Here is a 20,637-nt window from a genome sequence, read left to right as displayed (position 1 = left end):
GCATCACTTGAAGCGGTGAACGTTCGACAGTTGCTTGTTGACGCTGAAATTCTTGCGATAAATCAGCGCCATCTTGCCGATGACCTGCACCAGGTCGGCCTTGCCGGTCTTGCACAGTTCGGCAACGGCAGCCAGGCGGGCTTCGCGGTCGAGGATGTTGAGCTTGATCTTGATCAGCTCGTGATCGCTCAAGGCGCGCTCCAGTTCGGCGAGTACACCTTCAGTCAAACCGTTGTCAGCCACAGTCAAAACCGGTTTCAGATGGTGGCCAATGGATTTGTATTGTTTCTTCTGCTCTTGAGTGAGCGGCATAATCTGACCCCTGCGTCTGATCTTGTAAAAAGCGGCGGCCAGTTTACCCGAGCAAGTCCGGGACCGCCCACTTAATCACGACCCGTTTTATTTTTAGAGGTGGCCCGTGGCCCGTTCCAAGACTAGCCAGAACTGGCTCAGAGAGCATTTCAACGATCCGTACGTCAAAATGGCGCAAAAAGACGGCTATCGCTCTCGCGCCAGCTATAAATTGCTGGAGATCCAGGAAAAGGATCGCCTGATCCGTCCAGGCATGACCGTGATCGATCTCGGCGCGGCACCGGGCGGTTGGTCCCAGGTGACCAGTCGTCTGATTGGCGGTCAGGGCCGCTTGATCGCTTCCGATATCCTGGAAATGGACAGCATCCCTGATGTGACCTTTATCCAGGGCGATTTCACGGAAGACGCCGTGTTGGCGAAAATCCTGGAAGCCGTCGGAAATACGCAGGTTGACCTTGTGATTTCCGATATGGCCCCCAATATGAGTGGATTGGCGGCTGTCGACATGCCTCGTGCAATGTTCCTCAGCGAGCTGGCCCTGGATCTTGCCGGGCGGGTTTTGCGTCCAGGTGGTGATTTTTTGATCAAGGTCTTCCAGGGTGAAGGCTTCGACGAATACCACAAGGGCATCCGCAAATTGTTCGACAAGGTGCAGATGCGCAAGCCATTGTCATCCCGTGACCGTTCTCGCGAACAGTATCTGCTGGCGCGGGGCTTTCGTGGTGTTGAAGGTGCGGCCAGTGATGAGCGTCTTTGATAGAAGGCGATAGTTTTTTTTGTCTCGCGTTGAAAAAGCCGTGTAACGAAAATTACCCGGCCAAAGTTTCACAAAGGGTTACAGACGGCGCCTGCCAGAGTCGTAGGTAATGTAGTAAGTTAGGCCGGTGAATATCATGCGAAGCGCGCGCCAGTAGCGGAGCTTGCTTCAGAGGGTAGTTAATTGAACGATATGGCAAAGAATCTGATCCTGTGGTTGATCATCGCCGCTGTCCTGGTGACCGTGATGAACAACTTCTCCAGCCCTAACGAGCCGCAGACCCTCAACTATTCCGACTTCATCCAGCAGGTCAAGGATGGCAAGGTCGAGCGCGTAGCCGTTGATGGCTATGTGATTACCGGTAAGCGCACCGATGGCGACAGCTTCAAGACCATTCGTCCGGCAATCCAGGACAATGGCCTGATCGGCGACCTGGTGGACAACCATGTCGTGGTCGAAGGCAAGCAGCCTGAGCAGCAAAGCATCTGGACCCAGCTCCTGGTCGCCAGCTTCCCGATCCTGGTGATCATCGCCGTGTTCATGTTCTTCATGCGCCAGATGCAGGGCGGCGGAGGAGGCAAGGGCGGGCCGATGAGCTTTGGCAAGAGCAAGGCCCGGCTGCTTTCCGAAGACCAGGTGAAAACCACCCTGGCCGACGTCGCGGGTTGCGATGAAGCCAAGGAAGAAGTCGGCGAGCTGGTCGAGTTCCTGCGTGATCCGGGCAAGTTCCAGCGCCTGGGCGGTCGTATTCCTCGTGGCGTGCTGATGGTGGGCCCGCCGGGTACGGGTAAAACCTTGCTGGCCAAGGCGATCGCCGGCGAAGCCAAGGTGCCGTTCTTCACGATTTCCGGTTCCGACTTCGTCGAAATGTTCGTCGGCGTGGGCGCCAGTCGTGTTCGCGACATGTTCGAACAGGCCAAGAAACACGCGCCGTGCATCATCTTCATCGACGAGATCGACGCCGTTGGTCGCCACCGTGGCGCTGGCATGGGTGGCGGTCACGATGAGCGTGAACAGACCCTCAACCAGTTGCTGGTCGAGATGGACGGTTTCGAAATGAACGACGGCATCATCGTGATTGCCGCCACCAACCGTCCTGACGTGCTCGACCCTGCGCTGTTGCGTCCAGGTCGCTTCGACCGCCAGGTCGTGGTGGGGCTGCCGGACATTCGTGGTCGCGAGCAGATCCTCAAGGTCCATATGCGCAAGGTGCCAATGGGTGACGACGTCGCTCCTGCAGTCATCGCGCGTGGTACGCCGGGCTTTTCCGGTGCCGACCTGGCGAACCTGGTCAACGAAGCGTCGCTGTTCGCCGCTCGTACCGGCAAGCGCGTCGTGGAAATGAAGGAATTCGAACTGGCCAAGGACAAGATCATGATGGGCGCTGAGCGCAAATCCATGGTCATGTCGGAGAAAGAAAAGCAGAACACCGCGTATCACGAGGCGGGTCACGCGATCGTCGGTCGTGTCGTGCCCGAGCACGATCCGGTCTACAAGGTCTCGATCATCCCGCGCGGTCGCGCCCTGGGCGTGACCATGTTCCTGCCGGAAGAGGATCGCTACAGCCTGTCCAAGCGTGCATTGATCAGTCAGATCTGTTCGTTGTACGGCGGTCGTATCGCCGAAGAGATGACGTTGGGCTTCGATGGCGTGACCACCGGGGCATCCAACGACATCATGCGCGCGAGTCAGATCGCTCGGAACATGGTTACCAAGTGGGGCCTGTCCGAGAAACTGGGGCCGCTGATGTATGCCGAAGAAGAAGGGGAAGTGTTCCTCGGTCGTGGTGGCAGTGGCCAGCATGCTAGCTTCTCTGGCGAAACGGCCAAGCTGATCGATTCCGAAGTGCGCAGCATCATCGACCAGTGCTACGGCACAGCCCGGCAGATTCTCACGGACAACCGTGACAAGCTCGATGCCATGGCCGATGCGCTGATGAAGTACGAAACCATCGATGCCGAGCAGATCGACGACATCATGGCGGGTCGCGTACCTCGCGAGCCTCGTGACTGGTCGGGTGGTACTGGCACCTCCGGTACACCTCCGGCAGTACAGGGTGAGCGTCCGGAAACACCGATTGGCGGTCCGGCCGCTGATGTCTAAGGCTTGAAATGACTTCTGTTCAGTCCTCGACCCGGTTGCCTTGCGGCAACCGGGTTCTTGATTTGGCCCATGCGCATGTCATGGGTATTCTCAATGTCACGCCTGATTCCTTTTCCGATGGTGGTCGATTCAGCCAGCTCGATGCTGCGCTGCGACATGCCGAGGCCATGGTGGCTGAGGGCGCAACGCTGATCGATGTGGGTGGTGAATCGACCCGGCCGGGCGCACGTGCGGTCTCGCCTACTGAAGAGCTGGAGCGAGTGGCGCCGATTGTCGAGCGCATCCATCGCGAACTTGATGTCATTATCTCGGTCGATACGTCCACGCCTGCGGTCATGCGTGAGACTGCGCGGCTGGGGGCGGGCCTGATCAATGATGTTCGGTCCTTGCGGCGCGATGGTGCCCTGGACGCGGCGGCGGCCACCGGATTGCCGGTGTGCCTGATGCATATGCTTGGCGAGCCGGGGACCATGCAGAATGACCCGCACTATGATGATGTGACCAGGGAGGTAGGTGAGTTCCTGGTGGAGCGTCTGGATCGGTGCGCCGCCGCGGGCATTCCCGCCGAGCGGATCATTCTTGACCCCGGGTTCGGCTTTGCCAAGACCCTGGCTCACAACCTGAGCTTGTTCAAGCATATGGAAGCCTTGCATTCCCTGGGGCGGCCCCTGTTGGTTGGGGTCTCGCGAAAGAGCATGATAGGCAATGCCTTGGGCCGCCCGGTGGGTGAGCGCCTATATGGCGGTCTCGCCCTTGCGGCCTTGGCCCTTGCCAAAGGTGCACGCATATTGCGCGTGCATGATGTAGCCGAAACGATGGATGTCGTGCGGATGATCGCAGCTGTGGATTCAGCCGAATAAGAATGACGGAGCACTTATGAGCAAGAAATACTTTGGCACCGACGGTATTCGTGGTCGGGTCGGCGAATACCCTATTACCCCTGATTTCATGCTCAAGCTCGGCTGGGCGGCCGGCATGGCATTTCGCAAAATGGGCGCGTGCAAGGTGCTGGTCGGCAAGGACACGCGAATTTCCGGCTACATGTTCGAATCGGCACTCGAGGCCGGCCTGACATCGGCGGGCGCCGATGTGATGCTGCTTGGCCCGATGCCGACGCCAGCCATTGCCTACCTGACGCGTACGTTCCAGGCCCAGGCAGGCATCGTGATCAGCGCCTCGCACAACCCTCATGATGACAACGGCATCAAGTTCTTCTCCGGCCAGGGTACCAAGCTGCCGGATGATATCGAGCTGATGATCGAAGAGCTGCTGGACACGCCGATGACTGTGGTTGAGTCGAGCAAAATCGGCAAAGTGTCGCGGATCAACGATGCGTCGGGTCGCTACATCGAGTTCTGCAAAGGCAGTGTGCCGACCGGTACCAGTTTTTCCGGCCTGAAAATCGTCGTCGATTGCGCCCATGGGGCAACCTATAAAGTTGCGCCGAGCGTCTTTCGCGAGTTGGGCGCCGAGGTGGTGGTGCTTTCCGCCCAGCCTAATGGCCTGAACATCAATCATAACTGTGGCTCCACCCATACCGAGGCGTTGCAGGCTGCGGTACTGGCTGAGCAGGCCGATCTCGGGATCGCCTTCGATGGCGACGGTGATAGGGTCCTGATGGTCGATCACACCGGCACGGTTGTCGATGGTGACGAGCTGCTGTTCATCATCGCCCGTGACCTGCATGGACGCGGCAAGCTGCAGGGCGGCGTTGTCGGTACGTTGATGAGCAACCTCGGGCTTGAACTGGCCCTGGCGGACCTGGATATCCCGTTCGTGCGGGCTAACGTGGGTGACCGCTACGTGATCTCGGAGCTGCTGGAGCGTAACTGGGTGATCGGGGGTGAGAACTCCGGCCACATCGTATGCTTCGACCATACCACCACGGGCGATGCGATCATTGCAGCCTTGCAGGTGCTGATGGCGCTCAAGGCGCGTAACGAAGGGCTCGCACAGTCGCGCCAGGCATTGCGCAAATGCCCGCAAGTGTTGATCAACGTGCGTTTCGGTGGCGGTGTGAATCCTCTCGAGCATGCGAAGGTCAAGCAGGCCAGTGAGCATGTGACGCAGGCGATGGCGGGGCGTGGGCGCGTGTTGTTGCGCAAGTCCGGCACAGAGCCTTTGGTGCGCGTCATGGTCGAAGGAGAGGATGAAGCGCAAGTTCGCGGTTATGCCGAAGAGCTGGCAAAACTGGTTACTGAAGTTTCTGCCTGAATTCGGCTTGCCAGTCATGAATCGGTTGGGTAACATCTGCGCCCACTTTGACCGACGAGGTACAGCATGCGTCGCCCTATGGTAGCTGGTAACTGGAAGATGCACGGTACCCGCGCCAGCGTCGCTGAGCTGATCAAGGGCCTTCGTCATCTGGCCTTGCCTAGCGGTGTTGATGTCGCGGTGTTCCCGCCTTGCTTGTATATCAATCAAGTGGTTGATGGCTTGAAAGGTAAGTCGATTTCGGTCGGCGCGCAGAACTCTGCGGTGGAATCCATGCAGGGTGCGTTGACCGGTGAGATTGCGCCGAGTCAGTTGGTGGATGCGGGTTGTTCCCTGGTCCTGATTGGGCATTCCGAGCGTCGCCAGATCATGGGCGAGCAGGATAAGGCCCTGATTCGCAAATTTTCTGCGGCCCAGGCCTGTGGTCTGATCCCGGTGCTGTGTGTAGGGGAAACCCGGGAGCAGCGCGAGGCCGGAAAGACTCTTGAAGTTGTCGGGCGTCAGCTGGGTGGCATCATCGAAGAGCTGGGTGTCGATGCTTTTGCAAAGGCAGTCATTGCCTACGAGCCGGTATGGGCCATTGGTACCGGGCTGACGGCTTCGCCGCAACAGGCGCAGGATGTGCACGCCGCCATCCGCGCGCAGTTGGCGGCAGAGAATTCTGAAGTGGCACGAGGTGTGCGGCTTCTATACGGCGGCAGCGTGAAGGCGGCCAATGCGGCCGAACTGTTCGGCATGCCGGATATCGATGGGGGGCTCATTGGTGGAGCGTCCCTGAATGCAGATGAGTTCGGTGCGATCTGTCGCGCCGCGGGAAACTGAAAAAATGCTGGAAACAGTCGTAGTCGTTTTTCATCTGCTGGGTGCACTGGGTGTAGTTGCCCTCGTATTGCTGCAGCAGGGTAAAGGTGCGGATGCTGGTGCGTCTTTCGGTGCAGGTGCTTCAAATACTGTGTTCGGAAGCCAAGGTTCCTCTACCTTTCTTAGTAAGTTTACTGCTATACTTGCCGCCGGTTTCTTCATGACCAGCTTAGGGTTAGGTTACTTTGCTAAAGAGAAAGCTCATGAGCTGACTCAAGTAGGTTTGCCAAACCCAGCGGTACTGGAAGCGCCTAAGCAACAACCGGCTTCTGATGATGTCCCGGTGCTTCAAGAGCAAAAGTCGGCCAACCCGGCGACTGACGTACCTCCAGCTCAAGAGCAGAAGTAAGAAGGTTTCAAACGCTGTATTGCCGAGGTGGTGGAATTGGTAGACACGCAACCTTGAGGTGGTTGTGCCCATAGGGTGTAGGGGTTCGAGTCCCCTTCTCGGTACCAATTATCAGGAGAGCCCGCGATTGCGGGCTTTCTTGTAGGTGGAAGGGTTACATTGACCCTGTAAGGGATCGGTCGTATACTTCCGCCCCAGCTTTGTCGCGGGATGGAGCAGTCTGGTAGCTCGTCGGGCTCATAACCCGAAGGTCGTCGGTTCAAATCCGGCTCCCGCAACCAGTTTCAGGGGCCCCTTCCAAGGGGCTTTTTGTTAGCTGGACACTTTATAACGCCGCTGTTCGACGGCGTTTCAGGGATGGGCGATTCGCCCATTTTTTTTTATTTGCACAGCATGCACAAACATGCACGAGGGGGTTCAGGTGTCGAGCAAGCTAGAACAGTTGCAGGCCTTGTTGGCCCCGGTGGTCGTGGCCCTTGGCTATGAATGCTGGGGTATTGAGTTCTCGGCTCAAGGTCGCCACTCACTGTTGCGCGTTTATATCGATAAGGAAGGCGGCGTGTTGGTGGATGATTGCGCCATCGTCAGCCGTCAGATCAGCGGTGTACTGGATGTTGAAGATCCAATCACCTCCGAATACACCCTTGAAGTTTCCTCGCCTGGCATGGAGCGCCCCCTGTTCACACTTGAACAGTTCGCTTCGTTTGCCGGTGAACAAGTGAAGATCAAGCTGCGCTCGCCTTTCGAAGGTCGACGCAACTTCCAAGGCCTTCTGCGCGGTGTAGAAGAGCAGGATGTCGTGGTGCAGGTAGATGACCATGAGTTCCTGTTGCCGATCGATATGATCGACAAGGCCAACATTATTCCCAGTTTTGACTGATACGTGCCAGATACTGCGGATCCCGCGGATCCAATGGCTTGCGAAAGGCGAGGCGTACGATGAGCAAAGAAGTACTGCTGGTTGTTGAGTCGGTATCCAATGAAAAGGGCGTACCGGCTAACGTTATTTTTGAAGCGCTGGAGCTGGCTCTGGCCACTGCTACCAAGAAGCGGTTTGAAGACGAAGTTGATTTGCGTGTGGAAATCAATCGCCACACCGGTGCCTACGAGACTTTCCGTCGCTGGACGGTGGTCGAGGAAGCCAACCTGGATGATCCGGCTATCGAAACCTGGCCGAGCAAGGTTGCAGAAACGCATCCGGGCGCCAAGGTTGGTGATGTAGTAGAAGAAAAAATCGAGTCCATCGAGTTCGGTCGCATCGCTGCACAGACTGCCAAGCAGGTTATTGTGCAGAAAGTTCGCGAAGCCGAGCGCGCGCAAGTCGTTGACGCTTATCGCGAGCGCCTGGGGGAAATCATCTCCGGCACCGTGAAAAAAGTGACCCGCGACAACGTGATCGTCGACTTGGGCAACAACGCCGAAGCGTTGCTGGCTCGCGAAGACATCATCTCTCGCGAAACTTTCCGGGTTGGCGTGCGTTTGCGTGCGCTGCTCAAGGAAATCCGCACCGAGAACCGCGGCCCACAGTTGATCCTGTCGCGTACCGCGCCGGAAATGCTGATCGAGTTGTTCCGCATCGAAGTGCCGGAAATTGCCGAAGGCCTGATCGAAGTGATGGCCGCCTCCCGTGATCCGGGTTCGCGTGCCAAGATCGCGGTCCGCTCCAAGGACAAGCGCATCGACCCGCAAGGTGCCTGCATCGGCATGCGTGGTTCGCGTGTCCAGGCCGTATCCGGCGAGTTGGGCGGCGAGCGTGTGGACATCGTCCTGTGGGACGACAACCCGGCTCAGTTCGTGATCAATGCCATGTCGCCTGCTGAAGTGGCGGCAATTATCGTCGACGAAGATGCCCACGCCATGGACATCGCCGTTGGCGCAGACAATCTGGCTCAGGCCATCGGTCGCGGTGGTCAGAACGTACGTCTGGCCAGCCAGTTGACTGGCTGGACCCTGAACGTGATGACCGAATCGGACATCCAGGCTAAACAGCAAGCTGAAACCGGCGACATCCTGCGCAACTTCATCGAAGAGCTTGAAGTCGATGAAGAGCTGGCGCAGGTGCTGGTGGATGAGGGCTTTACCAGCCTGGAAGAGATTGCCTACGTACCGGTGGAGGAAATGCTCAACATCGACGGCTTTGACGAGGAGATCGTCAACGAGCTTCGCGCTCGGGCCAAGGATCGTTTGTTGACCAAAGCCATCGCTACTGAGGAAAAGCTGGCAGACGCCCATCCGGCCGAAGACCTGCTCTCGCTTGAGGGCATGGACAAGGATTTGGCGATGGAACTGGCGGTGCGCGGCGTAATTACCCGCGAAGACCTGGCCGAGCAGTCTATTGACGATCTGCTCGACATCGACGGCATTGACGATGATCGTGCCGGCAAGTTGATCATGGCCGCCCGAGCCCACTGGTTCGAGTAATTAGGCGCGGCCTGAGGAGAGAAGTGCATGACGCAAGTCACGGTGAAACAACTGGCCGATGAGGTCAAAACACCGGTAGAGCGCCTGTTGCAGCAGATGCGTGAGGCAGGTCTGCCGCACACCGCCGCCGAGGAACATGTGACCGACAGTGAGAAGCAGTCCCTGCTGACTCACCTGAAGAGCAGTCACAAGGCGAAAGTGGAAGAACCGCGCAAGATCACTCTGCAGCGTAAAACCACCAGCACCCTGCGTGTTGCCGGTAGCAAAAGCATCAGCGTTGAAGTACGCAAGAAGAAAGTCTTCGTACAGCGCAGCCCGGAAGAAATCGAAGCCGAGCGCAAACGCGAACAGGAAGAACGTCGCGCAGTAGAAAATGCTGCTCGTCAGAAGGCTGAAGAAGAAGCCAAGCGTCGCGCCGAAGAAGAAGCGCGTCGCCAGCCTGCTGCTGCGCAAGCTGCTCCGGTAGAAGCCGTCGAGGCTGTTGCCCCGGTAGCCGAGCCTGTGCGCGAAGCCGCTCCAGTCGTGGCTGCGGCTCCGGCTCCAGCCGACACTCGCAAGCGCGACGAACAGCGTCGTCCCGACAAGCCACGTGCCGACGACAACCGTCGTGGCAGTGGCGATGGCGAGCGCAAGAACGCGCCTCATCGTGCTTCGGTCAAGGAAAAGGCACCAGCGCCACGCGTTGCGCCACGTACCACCGACGAAGAAAGCGACGGTTTCCGTCGTGGCGGTCGCGGCAAGGCCAAGCTGAAGAAACGCAACGCCCACGGTTTCCAGAGCCCTACCGGCCCTGTCGTGCGTGAAGTGAAGATCGGCGAGACCATCACTGTGGGCGATCTGGCCCAGCAGATGTCGGTCAAGGCTGCTGAAATCATCAAGTTCATGTTCAAGCTGGGTACGCCAGCCACCATCAACCAGGTACTGGACCAGGAAACTGCCCAACTGGTTGCTGAAGAGCTGGGCCACAAAGTGACCCTGGTCAGCGACACTGCCCTGGAAGATTCCCTGGCCGAGTCCCTGAAGTTTGAAGGTGAGGCGGTTTCCCGTGCACCGGTCGTGACCGTCATGGGTCACGTTGACCACGGTAAAACGTCCCTGCTCGACTATATTCGTCGTGCGAAGGTTGCGGCAGGTGAGGCTGGCGGTATTACCCAGCACATCGGCGCCTACCACGTTGAAACCGACCGCGGCATGGTGACGTTCCTCGACACCCCGGGTCACGCCGCGTTTACCGCGATGCGTGCCCGTGGTGCCAAGGCGACCGACATCGTGATCCTGGTGGTTGCAGCGGACGACGGCGTGATGCCGCAAACCATCGAAGCCGTTCAGCATGCCCAGGCAGCTGGCGTGCCGCTGGTGGTTGCAGTGAACAAGATCGACAAGCCGGGCGCCGATCTCGATCGCATCCGCAGCGAACTGTCGGTCCACGGCGTGACCTCCGAAGAGTGGGGTGGCGACACTCCATTCGTTCCGGTCTCGGCGAAGATGGGTACCGGCGTTGACGAACTGCTCGAAGCCGTTCTGTTGCAAGCCGAGGTTCTGGAACTGACCGCTACGCCTTCGGCTCCTGGCCGTGGTGTGGTTGTTGAATCGCGCCTCGACAAGGGCCGTGGTCCGGTTGCGACCGTCCTGGTCCAGGACGGTACCCTGCGCCAAGGCGACATGGTGCTGGTCGGTTCGAACTACGGCCGTGTACGTGCCATGCTCGATGAGAACGGCAAGTCCATCAAGGAAGCCGGCCCGGCTATCCCGGTCGAGATCCTCGGCCTGGACGGCACCCCGGATGCTGGCGACGAGATGAGCGTTGTGGCTGACGAGAAGAAAGCCCGTGAAGTGGCTCTGTTCCGTCAAGGCAAGTTCCGCGAAGTCAAACTGGCTCGTGCTCACGCTGGCAAGCTGGAAAACATCTTCGAGAACATGGGGCAGGAAGAGAAGAAGACGCTCAACATCGTCCTCAAATCCGACGTCCGTGGTTCGCTCGAAGCGTTGAACGGTGCCTTGAACGGCCTGGGTAACGACGAAGTGCAAGTGCGTGTGGTCGGTGGCGGTGTCGGTGGTATCACCGAATCCGACGCCAACCTGGCACTGGCCTCCAACGCTGTACTGTTCGGCTTCAACGTGCGTGCCGATGCCGGCGCTCGCAAGATCGTCGAGCAGGAAGGCCTGGATATGCGTTACTACAACGTGATCTACGACATCATCGAAGACGTCAAGAAAGCGTTGACCGGTATGCTGGGCAGTGACGTGCGGGAGAACATCCTGGGTGTTGCCGAAGTTCGCGACGTGTTCCGTTCGCCGAAGTTTGGAGCCATCGCCGGTTGCATGGTGATCGAGGGTGTTGTTCACCGTAACCGTCCGATCCGTGTACTGCGTGAAGACATCGTGATCTTCGAAGGCGAGCTGGAATCCTTGCGCCGCTTCAAGGATGACGCTTCCGAAGTACGTGCCGGCATGGAGTGCGGTATTGGCGTCAAGAGCTACAACGACGTCAAGGTCGGCGACAAGATCGAAGTCTTCGAGAAGGTCCAGGTTGCTCGCAGCCTCTGACTCGCGCACTTCAAGAGCCGCACCGGGCAGCCGCATGAACATGCACTGCCTGGTTGGCGGACTCTAAATGCAACGCCCGGTCTGGCTTTTGCCAGGCCGGGCGTTTGCCGCTTTCAGACCTCGCGGGTTTCACCGTGGGGCAGTAACAGGTAACAAGACATGGCAAAAGAATACAGCCGTACCCAACGAATCGGCGATCAGATGCAGCGCGAGCTGGCCCAGCTGATCCGTCGCGAAGTCAAAGACCCGCGCGTCGGCCTGGTCACCATTACCGCAGTGGAAGTCAGCCGTGACGTTGGTCATGCGAAGATTTTCATCACCGTGATGGGCCAGGACAGCGCCGAAGAAATCGCCCAGAGCATCAAGGTGCTCAACTCGGCCGCCGGCTTCCTGCGTATGCAGCTGGCCCGGGAGATGAAGCTGCGCAGCGTCCCACAGTTGCATTTCCACTACGACGAAAGCGTCGTGCGTGGTGCGCATCTGTCGGCCTTGATCGAACGCGCCGTGGCTGAAGACAGTCAGCACCCGGTTGCGGCTGAACCTGAAGACACCAAGGAGTAATTCGGTGGCTCAGGTCAAACGTATCCGTCGTAACGTCAGCGGCATCATCCTGCTCGACAAGCCGCTGGGGTTCACGTCCAACGCGGCGTTGCAGAAGGTTCGCTGGCTGCTCAATGCTGAAAAGGCCGGGCACACCGGTAGCCTCGATCCGCTGGCCACCGGCGTGCTGCCGCTGTGCTTTGGCGAGGCGACCAAGTTTTCCCAGTACCTGCTCGATTCCGACAAGGGTTATGAAACCCTGGCGCAACTGGGCAAGACAACCACCACGGCGGATGCCGAAGGTGAGGTTTTGCTCGAGCGCCCGGTGACCGTTGGTCAGGCCGATATCGAAGCGGTGTTGCCGAAATTTCGCGGGCAAATCAGTCAGATACCGCCGATGTACTCGGCTCTGAAGCGTGATGGCCAACCGCTGTATAAACTGGCTCGTGCAGGCGAAGTAGTGGAGCGTGAACCGCGTTCTGTTACTATTGCGCGCTTGGAATTGCTGGCCTTTGACGGTAATACTGTGCGGCTGGCCGTGGATTGCAGCAAGGGCACCTATATCCGGACCCTGGTGGAGGATATTGGTGAACAGCTCGGCTGTGGTGCGTACGTGGCAGAATTGCGACGGACCCAGGCCGGGCCTTTCACGTTGGCCCAGACGGTCACGCTGGAAGAGCTTGAAGCGGTCCATGCCGAAGGCGGCAACGAAGCGGTCGACCGTTTCCTGATGCCATCGGACAGCGGGTTGCTGGATTGGCCGCTGTTGCAGTTCTCGGAACACAGCGCGTTCTACTGGCTCAATGGCCAGCCGGTACGTGCCCCGGATGCGCCGAAGTTCGGCATGGTCCGGGTACAGGATCATAATGGTCGCTTCATCGGTATAGGTGAAGTGAGCGAAGACGGGCGCATTGCGCCGCGTCGACTGATTCGGTCGGAATGACCGGAACCAGCCTGCGTAACAGCAGGTTGGCGAGTGTGGCTGTTAACAGGCACGGTCACTACTCATTTATAGATACAGGGATTTGTCCCTGGCCTGTTGAAGCTGTTTCCTCGGAACAGTTTCCTGACTAAAAGGATTGCCTCATGGCTCTCGACGTTCAAGAAAAAGCTCAAATCGTAGCTGACTACCAGCAAGCTGTTGGTGACACTGGTTCGCCAGAAGTGCAAGTTGCACTGCTGACCGCCAACATCAACAAACTGCAAGGTCACTTCAAGGCCAACGGTAAGGATCACCACTCCCGTCGTGGTCTGATCCGCATGGTAAACCAGCGTCGTAAGCTGCTGGACTACCTGAAAGGCAAGGACGTGAGCCGTTACAGCGCTCTGATCGCTCGCCTGGGTCTGCGTCGCTAATCAGCGATTGCGCTAGAGGTTGGTGGTCTGTCGTACGTCAGTGGGTTTCCCGCTGGCGCATGGCAGGCTCCCAGCCTCAAGTTTTATCTGGATACACGCTTTACCCTGGACAAACGTCGGGCCGATTCCCGTCATTGCCCAAGAATTTCGCAAGAAGACAAGTTCCCCAAGAGCCACAAAGAAGGTAGGACACCGTGAACCCGGTAATCAAAAAATTCCAGTTCGGTCAGTCGACCGTTACCCTCGAGACTGGCCGTATCGCCCGTCAGGCCTCCGGCGCAGTGCTGGTCACCGTTGACGACGACGTCAGCGTATTGGTGACCGTTGTCGGTGCCAAGCAAGCCGATCCAGGCAAGGGCTTCTTCCCTCTGTCTGTTCACTACCAGGAAAAGACTTACGCTGCCGGTAAGATCCCTGGCGGTTTCTTCAAGCGCGAAGGCCGTCCTTCCGAGAAAGAAACCCTGACTTCCCGACTGATCGACCGTCCGATCCGTCCGCTGTTCCCAGAAGGCTTCATGAACGAAGTGCAGGTCGTCTGCACCGTCGTGTCCACCAGCAAGAAAACCGATCCGGACATCGCTGCGATGATCGGTACCTCGGCTGCCCTGGCCATCTCCGGCATTCCTTTCGATGGCCCGATCGGCGCTGCCCGCGTTGCGTTCCACGAAAGCACCGGCTACCTGCTGAACCCGACCTACGAGCAACTGAAAGCCTCGAGCCTGGACATGGTCGTGGCCGGTACTTCCGAAGCCGTGCTGATGGTTGAATCCGAAGCCAAGGAACTGACCGAAGACCAGATGCTGGGCGCCGTACTGTTCGCCCACGACGAGTTCCAGGTGGTGATCAACGCCGTCAAGGAACTGGCCGCCGAAGCCGCCAAGCCAACCTGGACCTGGGCTCCGCAAGCCGAAGCCACCGAGTTGCTGGGCGCGATCCGTGCCGAGTTCGGCGAAGCGATCTCCCAAGCCTACACCATCACCGTCAAGGCCGACCGTTATGCACGCCTGGGCGAGCTGAAAGACCAGGTCGTTGCCAAGCTGTCCGGCGAAGAAGGCCAGCCATCGGCCAGCGACGTCAAAGCCGCTTTCGGTGAAATCGAATACCGCACCGTTCGCGAAAACATCGTCAACGGCAAGCCGCGTATCGACGGTCGCGACACCCGCACCGTACGTCCGCTGAACATCGAAGTCGGCGTTCTGCCAAAGACCCACGGTTCGGCACTGTTCACCCGTGGCGAAACCCAGGCGCTGGTCGTTGCAACACTGGGCACCGCCCGTGACGCGCAACTGCTGGACACCCTGGAAGGCGAAAAGAAAGACCCGTTCATGCTGCACTACAACTTCCCTCCGTTCTCGGTGGGTGAGTGTGGTCGCATGGGTGGCGCCGGTCGTCGCGAAATCGGTCACGGCCGTCTGGCCCGTCGTTCGGTCCAGGCCATGCTGCCTGCCGCTGACGTGTTCCCGTACACCATTCGCGTGGTATCGGAAATCACCGAGTCCAACGGTTCGAGCTCGATGGCTTCGGTCTGCGGCGCTTCCCTGGCCCTGATGGACGCCGGTGTGCCGATGAAGGCACCGGTTGCCGGTATCGCCATGGGTCTGGTCAAAGAGGGCGAGAAATTCGCCGTCCTGACCGACATCCTGGGTGACGAAGACCACCTGGGCGACATGGACTTCAAAGTGGCCGGTACCGCCAAGGGCGTCACCGCACTGCAGATGGACATCAAGATCAAGGGCATCACCGAAGAGATCATGGAAATCGCCCTGGGCCAGGCCCTGGAAGCGCGCCTGAACATCCTCGGTCAGATGAACCAGATCATCGGTCAGTCCCGTACCGAGCTGTCGGAAAATGCTCCGACCATGATCGCGATGAAAATCGACACCGACAAAATCCGTGATGTCATCGGTAAAGGCGGCGCGACCATCCGTGCGATCTGTGAAGAAACCAAGGCTTCGATCGACATCGAAGACGACGGTTCGATCAAGATCTTCGGCGAAACCAAGGAAGCGGCAGAAGCAGCACGCCAGCGCGTCCTGGGCATCACTGCCGAAGCCGAGATCGGCAAGATCTACGTCGGCAAGGTTGAGCGCATCGTCGACTTCGGCGCGTTCGTCAACATCCTGCCGGGCAAGGACGGTCTGGTTCACATCTCCATGCTGAGCGATGCTCGCGTCGAGAAGGTGACCGACATCCTCAAGGAAGGCCAGGAAGTGGAAGTGCTGGTACTGGACGTGGACAACCGCGGCCGTATCAAGCTGTCCATCAAGGACGTCGCAGCAGCCAAGGCATCGGGCGTTTAATCACCCCATCGCCTAACCGCTGAACAAGCAAGCGCCCCGACTGGTTCGGGGCGTTTTGCTGTGTGACGAAAATCCCTGTGTCGCGGGTTGCCTGGCCGCAGGGGACGATGCTAGGTTTAGCCACCGCCCGTGTAGCTCAGTCGGTAGAGCAGCGCACTCGTAACGCGAAGGTCGCAGGTTCGATTCCTGTCTCGGGCAAAAATTTTTTCGCCCACGCTTTTATGCGTGATGTTGTAGATATTCGTTCAGTGCTTGGCGTGTCAGGTCGTTCAGCGATACATTTTGACGAGTCGCAGCCAAAGCCGCTGCCAAATGTAGATCGTGACCGATGCGAACATTGAACGATCCTTTGCAGGGTATTTCTGGCTTCTGGCCTAGCTGCTGGCAGGTCTGTAGATAATCATCTACGGATTCGCGAAAAGCCGTTTCCAATTCGGCCACCGTTTGTCCCTCATAGCTCACCAGCGCCCGTATGAATAAGAGCTTTCCGAACAGGCATTTATCTTCGGTGCTCGCTTCAATCGAGCCGACGTAGCCCTTGTAGTGCAGCTGGGTGCTCATGGGATCAGGCCTCCTGTTTTCAATTGCTCAATAATCTGGCGTCTTACGTACATTTTGAGCTCATTACCTGGATGCGGCTTGTGTAAGCTGATCATTGCACCTGGGTCGCCATTATCGAATTTAACTCGACTGCCAGAGCCTTCCAGTTGGGAGTAACCCAGGCGACGTAATAGGGTGATGAGTTGCGGCCAAGTAAATGAGCCTTGTTCATTGAGCAGCTTTGCGAGGTTTTTTTCATTTTTTGACATAAGCGCTTTTCGTTGCGACTGAATATAGTTGCAGGCGTCAGGGCGGTCAATGAGAAGGCTTTGGTCATTGAGCCTCAGTGCTGAAGTAATGGAATATTTATAAGGGCTGAATCCCCGCCCATGGAAACGAGAAACTGTAACCGGACGCATATCTCGTTCCTCCATTCGATTCCGGTTGTTGCACTGGCTTGCGTCTCTGTTAGGATTCCTTGTCCCAAAAAGTCAAACACCTTTGTTTTCAGATGATCCCCGAATGGTTCTGAAGGCCAGATAAACCGGGCTTCACACGGTTTTTTGCGTCAGAGAGATCCTTGATGATCCAGATCCATCTTCCATTCCCCAGATCAGCGAGAACGCCATGACCGTTAAAGCATTGACCCAAGAAGCCAGGCACGAAGAAGCGCTGAAAAAATACGTACTGGACGCGCCCCAGTTGCTGGAAGAGATCAAGGACTTGCCCGCCGACGATCAGAAAGACCAGATCCAATGGGCATTCGAGGACGAGGCCGAAGCCCAGGGGCTGCAGCCTTGGGAGTTGACGCTCAAGTACACCAGCACGCCTGAGGAATTCGAGGCGCAGCGCCTTGCGTTGCACAAGGAAGCGGCCGAGGTGTTGGGTGTGGAATGGGATGAGTACTGCGAGATGAACAATCTGGTGGTTTAACGGCAGCTACAAGCTACAAGCTACAAGCTACAAGACAAGCGCGGAACAGCTTGAAGCTTGTAGCTTGCGGCTCGAAGCTGCTCAGAGACTGAGCCGCATCGATAGATCCACTGCCTTCACATCCTTGGTCATCGCGCCGATCGAGATGTAGTCCACCCCAGTCTCGGCAATCGGGCGCAACGTGCTTTCGTTGATCCCGCCGCTGGCTTCCAGCTTCGCCTTGCCGCCATTGAGGCGTACGGCTTCACGCATGTCGTCCAGGCTCAGTTCGTCGAGCATGATGATGTCGGCGTCGGCCGCAAGCGCTTCTTTCAATTCCGCCAGGCTTTCCACTTCGACTTCCACCGGTTTGCCCGGTGCGATCTTGTGGGCGGCAGCGATGGCCTGGGCGATCCCGCCGCAGGCAGCGATGTGGTTTTCCTTGATCAGGAACGCATCGTACAGGCCGATGCGGTGGTTATGGCAGCCACCGCAGGTGACCGCGTACTTCTGGGCCAGGCGCAGGCCGGGCAGGGTCTTGCGGGTGTCCAGCAGCTTGACCTGCGTGCCTGCGACAAAGTCGGCCAGGTAACGGGCCCGCGTGGCGACGCCCGAGAGCATTTGCAGGAAGTTCAGCGCGCTGCGTTCGCCGGTCAGCAGCGAGCGGGCCGGGCCTTCCAGGTGGAACAGCACTTGATCGGGGTTGACCCGGTCGCCGTCGTGCACTTGCCAATGTACCGCGACACGCGGGTCCAGTTGCCGGAACACGGCATCGACCCAGGCCGTGCCACTGATGATTGCCGCGTCGCGGGTGATGATGGTGGCCTTGGCCAGGCGTTCGGCGGGGATCAGTTGCGCGGTGATGTCGCCGCTGCCGATGTCTTCAAGCAACGCACGGCGCACGTTGGCTTCGATTTCGGCGGTCAGATCGGCGAGGCGTAGATTCGGCATAACGGGCTCCACAAACAAAGTGGCCTGATTATAGGGGGTCGAAACCTGCATTTGGTCGCGTCCTCGCAACATTTCCTTATTTCCCAGGTCACTTATTGCGCCGTATTTCGAGATGGATCACAGAGTGTGCTGGTACGACAGGGCTGTTTTACCCGATAATCCGCCTTTCGATTGACGTCATAGCTTTGACGTTGCGAGCCGCAGAAAGCCGTTTCAGGAGGCCAGGATGCACAACGACGGGAATGTAGTGCCTTTGCACAAGGTCGCTACCGATCAGGCGAGCCCATCGCCGCTCGCCCGCCTGCCTGTGATTCTGCTTCAGGTTCGCGACAAGGCCGCCCAGCAGTTGCGCCTGGGCTTGCAGGGGTTGTTCGATAATGCCGACGACACCTTGTTTGAAATGGCCGACCGGGCGCGCGACGACGTCGAGCAGAACCTGTACTTCGAGGCCATGCGGGACTTGCGCCTGAAGCGTAAAAGCATCGAGCGTGAATTCATCGAGCAGTTTTTCGAGACCTTCGTCAGCCTCGCCCAATACGACCTGACCCACGCCAGCCTGGCGCCAGACAGCCAAATCCAGCGCTCCCAGGACGACCTGGAGCGGCATCTGGCGGTCGAGGCGATGGTCACTCGGGTGCTCAGGCGCGATGGCGTGTCGCTGGAACAACTGACGGCCCGGCTCAGTGTGCTGCTGGCCCGACCGCTGGCCAATCAGCACAATCCCCTGAGCCCGGCATTGCTGTGCGAGAAGTTCCTGCAGGCCGGGCGCAACCTGGGCGTGGGAATCAAGGTCAAGCTGATCCTGCTCAAGCTGTTCGAGCGTTATGTGCTCAGCGATTGCGACCAACTCTATACCGAGGCCAACCAGTTGCTGGCCGCCACCGGCATCCTGCCAGAGCTCAAGGTCACGCTGGCGCGCCGGGCGTCGGATCGCACCGAGGATAACCCCAGGCCCAACGCCGAGATAGCTGCCAAGCCCAGCGATGCCGAGGTGGATGACAGCGTGCAGGAAGTGTTTGCCGCCTTGCAGAAACTGTTGATGCAGGTGCGTGGCACTGTGGCGCCGACCTTGGAGCTCAGCGCGCCGCCCCAGCCGATTTCTACCCGTGACCTGCTGCGGCTGCTCTCTCATTTACAGCAATACGTGCCAGCGCCTGCCGTTCACGACGAGTTCGATTTGCGTAGCCAGCTCGAACAACTGTTGACCCGGGTCAGCGTCAGGAGTGGCAAGTCTCGCGTGGTCGAAGGCGCCGATGAAGACGTGATCAACCTGATCTCGATGATGTTCGAATTCATCCTCGACGATCACAACCTGCCAGACTCTTTCAAGGCCCTGATCGGCCGCCTGCAAATCCCGATGCTCAAGGTCGCGGTGCAGGACAAGAGTTTCTTCAGCCGCGGCAATCATCCGGCCCGGCGACTGCTTAACGAAATCGCGGCTGCGGCCATGGGCTGGGGTGATTGCGACGATCATCAGCGCGACAGCCTCTACCTGCGCATCGAGCAGGTGGTGCAGCGCTTATTGAATGATTTTGTCGATGACCCGGCGATTTTCTCCGAGTTGCTGGCCGACTTCCTGGCCTTCACCAGTGACGAGCGGCGCCGCAGTGAGCTGCTCGAACAGCGCATCCGCGATGCCGAAGAAGGCCGGGCCAAGGCCGAACTGGCGCGCCAGCGCGTCGAAGGGGCGCTGAACCAGGTGATGTTGGGCAAAGTCCTGCCACAAGCGGTGGTGGAGTTCGTGCAACACGCCTGGAGCCAGGTGTTGCTGCTGACGTGCTTCAAGCATGGCAAGTATTCCGCCGAGTGGCAGGCCGACGTCTTGACCCTGGAGCAATTGATCTGGAGCGTCCAGCCTCATGATGAACCCGATGCCGGCCTGCGTTTGCTGGCGATAGTGCCCGAACTGCTCAAGGCCCTGCGTGAAGGCTTGAGTCGCTCGGCGTTCGATCCGTTCGCCACCAGCGAATTTTTCAGTGAGCTGGAAGCCCTGCATGTGCAGGCGCTCGAGCGCACCGGCCAAGCGACGGAACAGGCCGAGTCGTTCACTTCACCGGTCATGGTCGAGGTGCTGGAGAAAATCGTCTTGCGGCCCCCTCAAAAGTCGGCGGGGGAGAGCGTGGCGGTGCATTTGCCGGCCGATGACGTGGGTCTGCTGCAGGTCGACCAGTTGCACCTGGGAAGCTGGGTCGAGTTCCAGGAGGACGATGACAACACCCTGCGTTGCAAGTTGGCGGCGATCATCGAGGCCACCGGCAAATACGTCTTCGTCAATCGCACCGGCCTCAAGGTATTGGAGCACAGCCGCACCAGCCTGGCCCTGGAGTTTCGCCGTGGCGCGGCGCGGCTGCTGGACGACACCCTGTTGTTCGACCGCGCGCTGGAGTCGGTGCTGGGCAATCTGCGTCAGCTCAATCGCGGCAAGTGATCGCGCGGCCCGGTCCGATCACGGCATACTGGCGGCATTCACCGTC

General features: G+C 58.7%; 19 protein-coding genes and 3 tRNA genes. 18 read left to right on the top strand and 4 right to left on the bottom strand.

Translation table 11 applies throughout. The annotated features are described in order from the left end of the window. Window positions 1-3: 3 nt before the first annotated feature. Entirely contained in the window at window positions 4-312 is a 309-nt protein-coding gene (locus tag BM300_RS11855; protein ID WP_003197704.1) for a YhbY family RNA-binding protein, read from the bottom strand. 106 nt (window positions 313-418) lie between these two features. On the opposite strand from BM300_RS11855, the gene rlmE reads away from it, so the two are divergent. From rlmE to BM300_RS11775, 16 genes are all read left to right on the top strand, one after another. Continuing rightward, window positions 419-1,069 carry a 23S rRNA (uridine(2552)-2'-O)-methyltransferase RlmE gene (rlmE, locus tag BM300_RS11850; protein WP_060739222.1) on the top strand — a complete coding sequence of 217 codons (651 nt, stop codon included), beginning with the start codon at window positions 419-421 and terminating at the stop codon, window positions 1,067-1,069. 192 nt (window positions 1,070-1,261) lie between these two features. Next, window positions 1,262-3,172: an ATP-dependent zinc metalloprotease FtsH gene (gene ftsH / locus BM300_RS11845; protein ID WP_072341069.1), complete on the top strand. Its 1,911-nt coding sequence runs from the start codon at window positions 1,262-1,264 to the stop codon at window positions 3,170-3,172. Window positions 3,173-3,180: 8 nt separating this feature from the next. Beyond that, complete coding sequence (folP, locus tag BM300_RS11840; RefSeq protein ID WP_063322984.1) at window positions 3,181-4,032, top strand: dihydropteroate synthase; 852 nt, start codon at window positions 3,181-3,183, stop codon at window positions 4,030-4,032. A gap of 16 nt (window positions 4,033-4,048) precedes the next feature. Continuing rightward, the gene (gene glmM, locus BM300_RS11835) at window positions 4,049-5,386 is read left to right on the top strand and encodes a phosphoglucosamine mutase (RefSeq protein ID WP_063322983.1); all 1,338 of its coding nucleotides are present in this window, start codon (window positions 4,049-4,051) and stop codon (window positions 5,384-5,386) included. A 66-nt stretch (window positions 5,387-5,452) separates the two neighbouring features. Next, complete coding sequence (gene tpiA / locus BM300_RS11830) at window positions 5,453-6,208, top strand: triose-phosphate isomerase (protein WP_063322982.1); 756 nt, start codon at window positions 5,453-5,455, stop codon at window positions 6,206-6,208. 4 nt (window positions 6,209-6,212) lie between these two features. Then, complete coding sequence (secG, locus tag BM300_RS11825) at window positions 6,213-6,596, top strand: preprotein translocase subunit SecG (protein ID WP_003197714.1); 384 nt, start codon at window positions 6,213-6,215, stop codon at window positions 6,594-6,596. Window positions 6,597-6,617: 21 nt separating this feature from the next. Continuing rightward, window positions 6,618-6,703, top strand: a tRNA-Leu gene (locus BM300_RS11820). 97 nt (window positions 6,704-6,800) lie between these two features. Continuing rightward, a tRNA-Met gene (locus BM300_RS11815) sits at window positions 6,801-6,877 on the top strand. Between the two features lie 140 nt (window positions 6,878-7,017). Beyond that, window positions 7,018-7,476: a ribosome maturation factor RimP gene (gene rimP, locus BM300_RS11810; RefSeq protein ID WP_013692254.1), complete on the top strand. Its 459-nt coding sequence runs from the start codon at window positions 7,018-7,020 to the stop codon at window positions 7,474-7,476. Window positions 7,477-7,535: 59 nt separating this feature from the next. Then, window positions 7,536-9,017, top strand: coding sequence for a transcription termination factor NusA (gene nusA / locus BM300_RS11805; RefSeq protein WP_092462943.1), 1,482 nt, complete (start codon window positions 7,536-7,538; stop codon window positions 9,015-9,017). Window positions 9,018-9,044: 27 nt separating this feature from the next. Further along, complete coding sequence (gene infB, locus BM300_RS11800; RefSeq protein ID WP_063322981.1) at window positions 9,045-11,564, top strand: translation initiation factor IF-2; 2,520 nt, start codon at window positions 9,045-9,047, stop codon at window positions 11,562-11,564. A gap of 159 nt (window positions 11,565-11,723) precedes the next feature. Continuing rightward, window positions 11,724-12,125, top strand: coding sequence for a 30S ribosome-binding factor RbfA (gene rbfA, locus BM300_RS11795; protein ID WP_003177871.1), 402 nt, complete (start codon window positions 11,724-11,726; stop codon window positions 12,123-12,125). Window positions 12,126-12,129: 4 nt separating this feature from the next. Then, complete coding sequence (truB, locus tag BM300_RS11790) at window positions 12,130-13,047, top strand: tRNA pseudouridine(55) synthase TruB (protein WP_063322980.1); 918 nt, start codon at window positions 12,130-12,132, stop codon at window positions 13,045-13,047. Between the two features lie 143 nt (window positions 13,048-13,190). After that, on the top strand, window positions 13,191-13,460 hold the full coding sequence (gene rpsO, locus BM300_RS11785; protein WP_011332409.1) for a 30S ribosomal protein S15: 270 nt from the start codon (window positions 13,191-13,193) through the stop codon (window positions 13,458-13,460). Window positions 13,461-13,654: 194 nt separating this feature from the next. Beyond that, entirely contained in the window at window positions 13,655-15,760 is a 2,106-nt protein-coding gene (pnp, locus tag BM300_RS11780) for a polyribonucleotide nucleotidyltransferase (RefSeq protein WP_003197725.1), read from the top strand. Window positions 15,761-15,885: 125 nt separating this feature from the next. Further along, window positions 15,886-15,958: transfer RNA gene (locus tag BM300_RS11775), tRNA-Thr, on the top strand. Between the two features lie 21 nt (window positions 15,959-15,979). Here BM300_RS11775 and BM300_RS11770 read toward each other — a convergent pair. Both BM300_RS11770 and BM300_RS11765 read right to left on the bottom strand, forming a co-directional pair. Beyond that, window positions 15,980-16,321, bottom strand: a complete 342-nt coding sequence (locus BM300_RS11770; protein ID WP_092224291.1) for a type II toxin-antitoxin system HicB family antitoxin — start codon at window positions 16,319-16,321, stop codon at window positions 15,980-15,982. Next, the gene (locus tag BM300_RS11765) at window positions 16,318-16,569 is read right to left on the bottom strand and encodes a type II toxin-antitoxin system HicA family toxin (protein ID WP_092146112.1); all 252 of its coding nucleotides are present in this window, start codon (window positions 16,567-16,569) and stop codon (window positions 16,318-16,320) included. The genes BM300_RS11770 and BM300_RS11765 overlap by 4 nt, the downstream gene beginning before the upstream one ends. Before the next feature lie 358 nt (window positions 16,570-16,927). Between BM300_RS11765 and BM300_RS11760 the strand changes: the two genes are divergently transcribed. Continuing rightward, complete coding sequence (locus BM300_RS11760; RefSeq protein ID WP_053213286.1) at window positions 16,928-17,233, top strand: DUF6388 family protein; 306 nt, start codon at window positions 16,928-16,930, stop codon at window positions 17,231-17,233. Between the two features lie 81 nt (window positions 17,234-17,314). Here the strand turns inward: BM300_RS11760 and nadC are convergent, their stop codons facing one another. After that, window positions 17,315-18,163: a carboxylating nicotinate-nucleotide diphosphorylase gene (nadC, locus tag BM300_RS11755; protein ID WP_092146110.1), complete on the bottom strand. Its 849-nt coding sequence runs from the start codon at window positions 18,161-18,163 to the stop codon at window positions 17,315-17,317. A 226-nt stretch (window positions 18,164-18,389) separates the two neighbouring features. On the opposite strand from nadC, the gene BM300_RS11750 reads away from it, so the two are divergent. Further along, window positions 18,390-20,591: a DUF1631 domain-containing protein gene (locus BM300_RS11750; RefSeq protein WP_092146108.1), complete on the top strand. Its 2,202-nt coding sequence runs from the start codon at window positions 18,390-18,392 to the stop codon at window positions 20,589-20,591. Window positions 20,592-20,637 lie beyond the last annotated feature (46 nt).

It is taken from the genome of Pseudomonas sp. NFACC46-3 (assembly GCF_900114515.1).
Taxonomy (GTDB): domain Bacteria; phylum Pseudomonadota; class Gammaproteobacteria; order Pseudomonadales; family Pseudomonadaceae; genus Aquipseudomonas; species Aquipseudomonas fluorescens_Q.
The sequence above is the reverse complement of the archived record's forward strand: the minus strand, read 5'-3'. Positions and strand labels throughout refer to the sequence as shown.

Bases quoted from the DNA above. Each gene is read 5' to 3' on its own strand.
- BM300_RS11855 (WP_003197704.1), bottom strand. From the start codon at position 312: ATGCCGCTCACTCAAGAGCAGAAGAAACAATACAAATCCATTGGCCAC.
- ftsH (WP_072341069.1), top strand. From the start codon at position 1,262: ATGGCAAAGAATCTGATCCTGTGGTTGATCATCGCCGCTGTCCTGGTG.
- folP (WP_063322984.1), top strand. From the start codon at position 3,181: ATGACTTCTGTTCAGTCCTCGACCCGGTTGCCTTGCGGCAACCGGGTT.
- glmM (WP_063322983.1), top strand. From the start codon at position 4,049: ATGAGCAAGAAATACTTTGGCACCGACGGTATTCGTGGTCGGGTCGGC.
- tpiA (WP_063322982.1), top strand. From the start codon at position 5,453: ATGCGTCGCCCTATGGTAGCTGGTAACTGGAAGATGCACGGTACCCGC.
- secG (WP_003197714.1), top strand. From the start codon at position 6,213: ATGCTGGAAACAGTCGTAGTCGTTTTTCATCTGCTGGGTGCACTGGGT.
- nusA (WP_092462943.1), top strand. From the start codon at position 7,536: ATGAGCAAAGAAGTACTGCTGGTTGTTGAGTCGGTATCCAATGAAAAG.
- infB (WP_063322981.1), top strand. From the start codon at position 9,045: ATGACGCAAGTCACGGTGAAACAACTGGCCGATGAGGTCAAAACACCG.
- rbfA (WP_003177871.1), top strand. From the start codon at position 11,724: ATGGCAAAAGAATACAGCCGTACCCAACGAATCGGCGATCAGATGCAG.
- rpsO (WP_011332409.1), top strand. From the start codon at position 13,191: ATGGCTCTCGACGTTCAAGAAAAAGCTCAAATCGTAGCTGACTACCAG.
- BM300_RS11770 (WP_092224291.1), bottom strand. From the start codon at position 16,321: ATGAGCACCCAGCTGCACTACAAGGGCTACGTCGGCTCGATTGAAGCG.
- BM300_RS11765 (WP_092146112.1), bottom strand. From the start codon at position 16,569: ATGTCAAAAAATGAAAAAAACCTCGCAAAGCTGCTCAATGAACAAGGC.
- BM300_RS11760 (WP_053213286.1), top strand. From the start codon at position 16,928: ATGACCGTTAAAGCATTGACCCAAGAAGCCAGGCACGAAGAAGCGCTG.
- nadC (WP_092146110.1), bottom strand. From the start codon at position 18,163: ATGCCGAATCTACGCCTCGCCGATCTGACCGCCGAAATCGAAGCCAAC.
- BM300_RS11750 (WP_092146108.1), top strand. From the start codon at position 18,390: ATGCACAACGACGGGAATGTAGTGCCTTTGCACAAGGTCGCTACCGAT.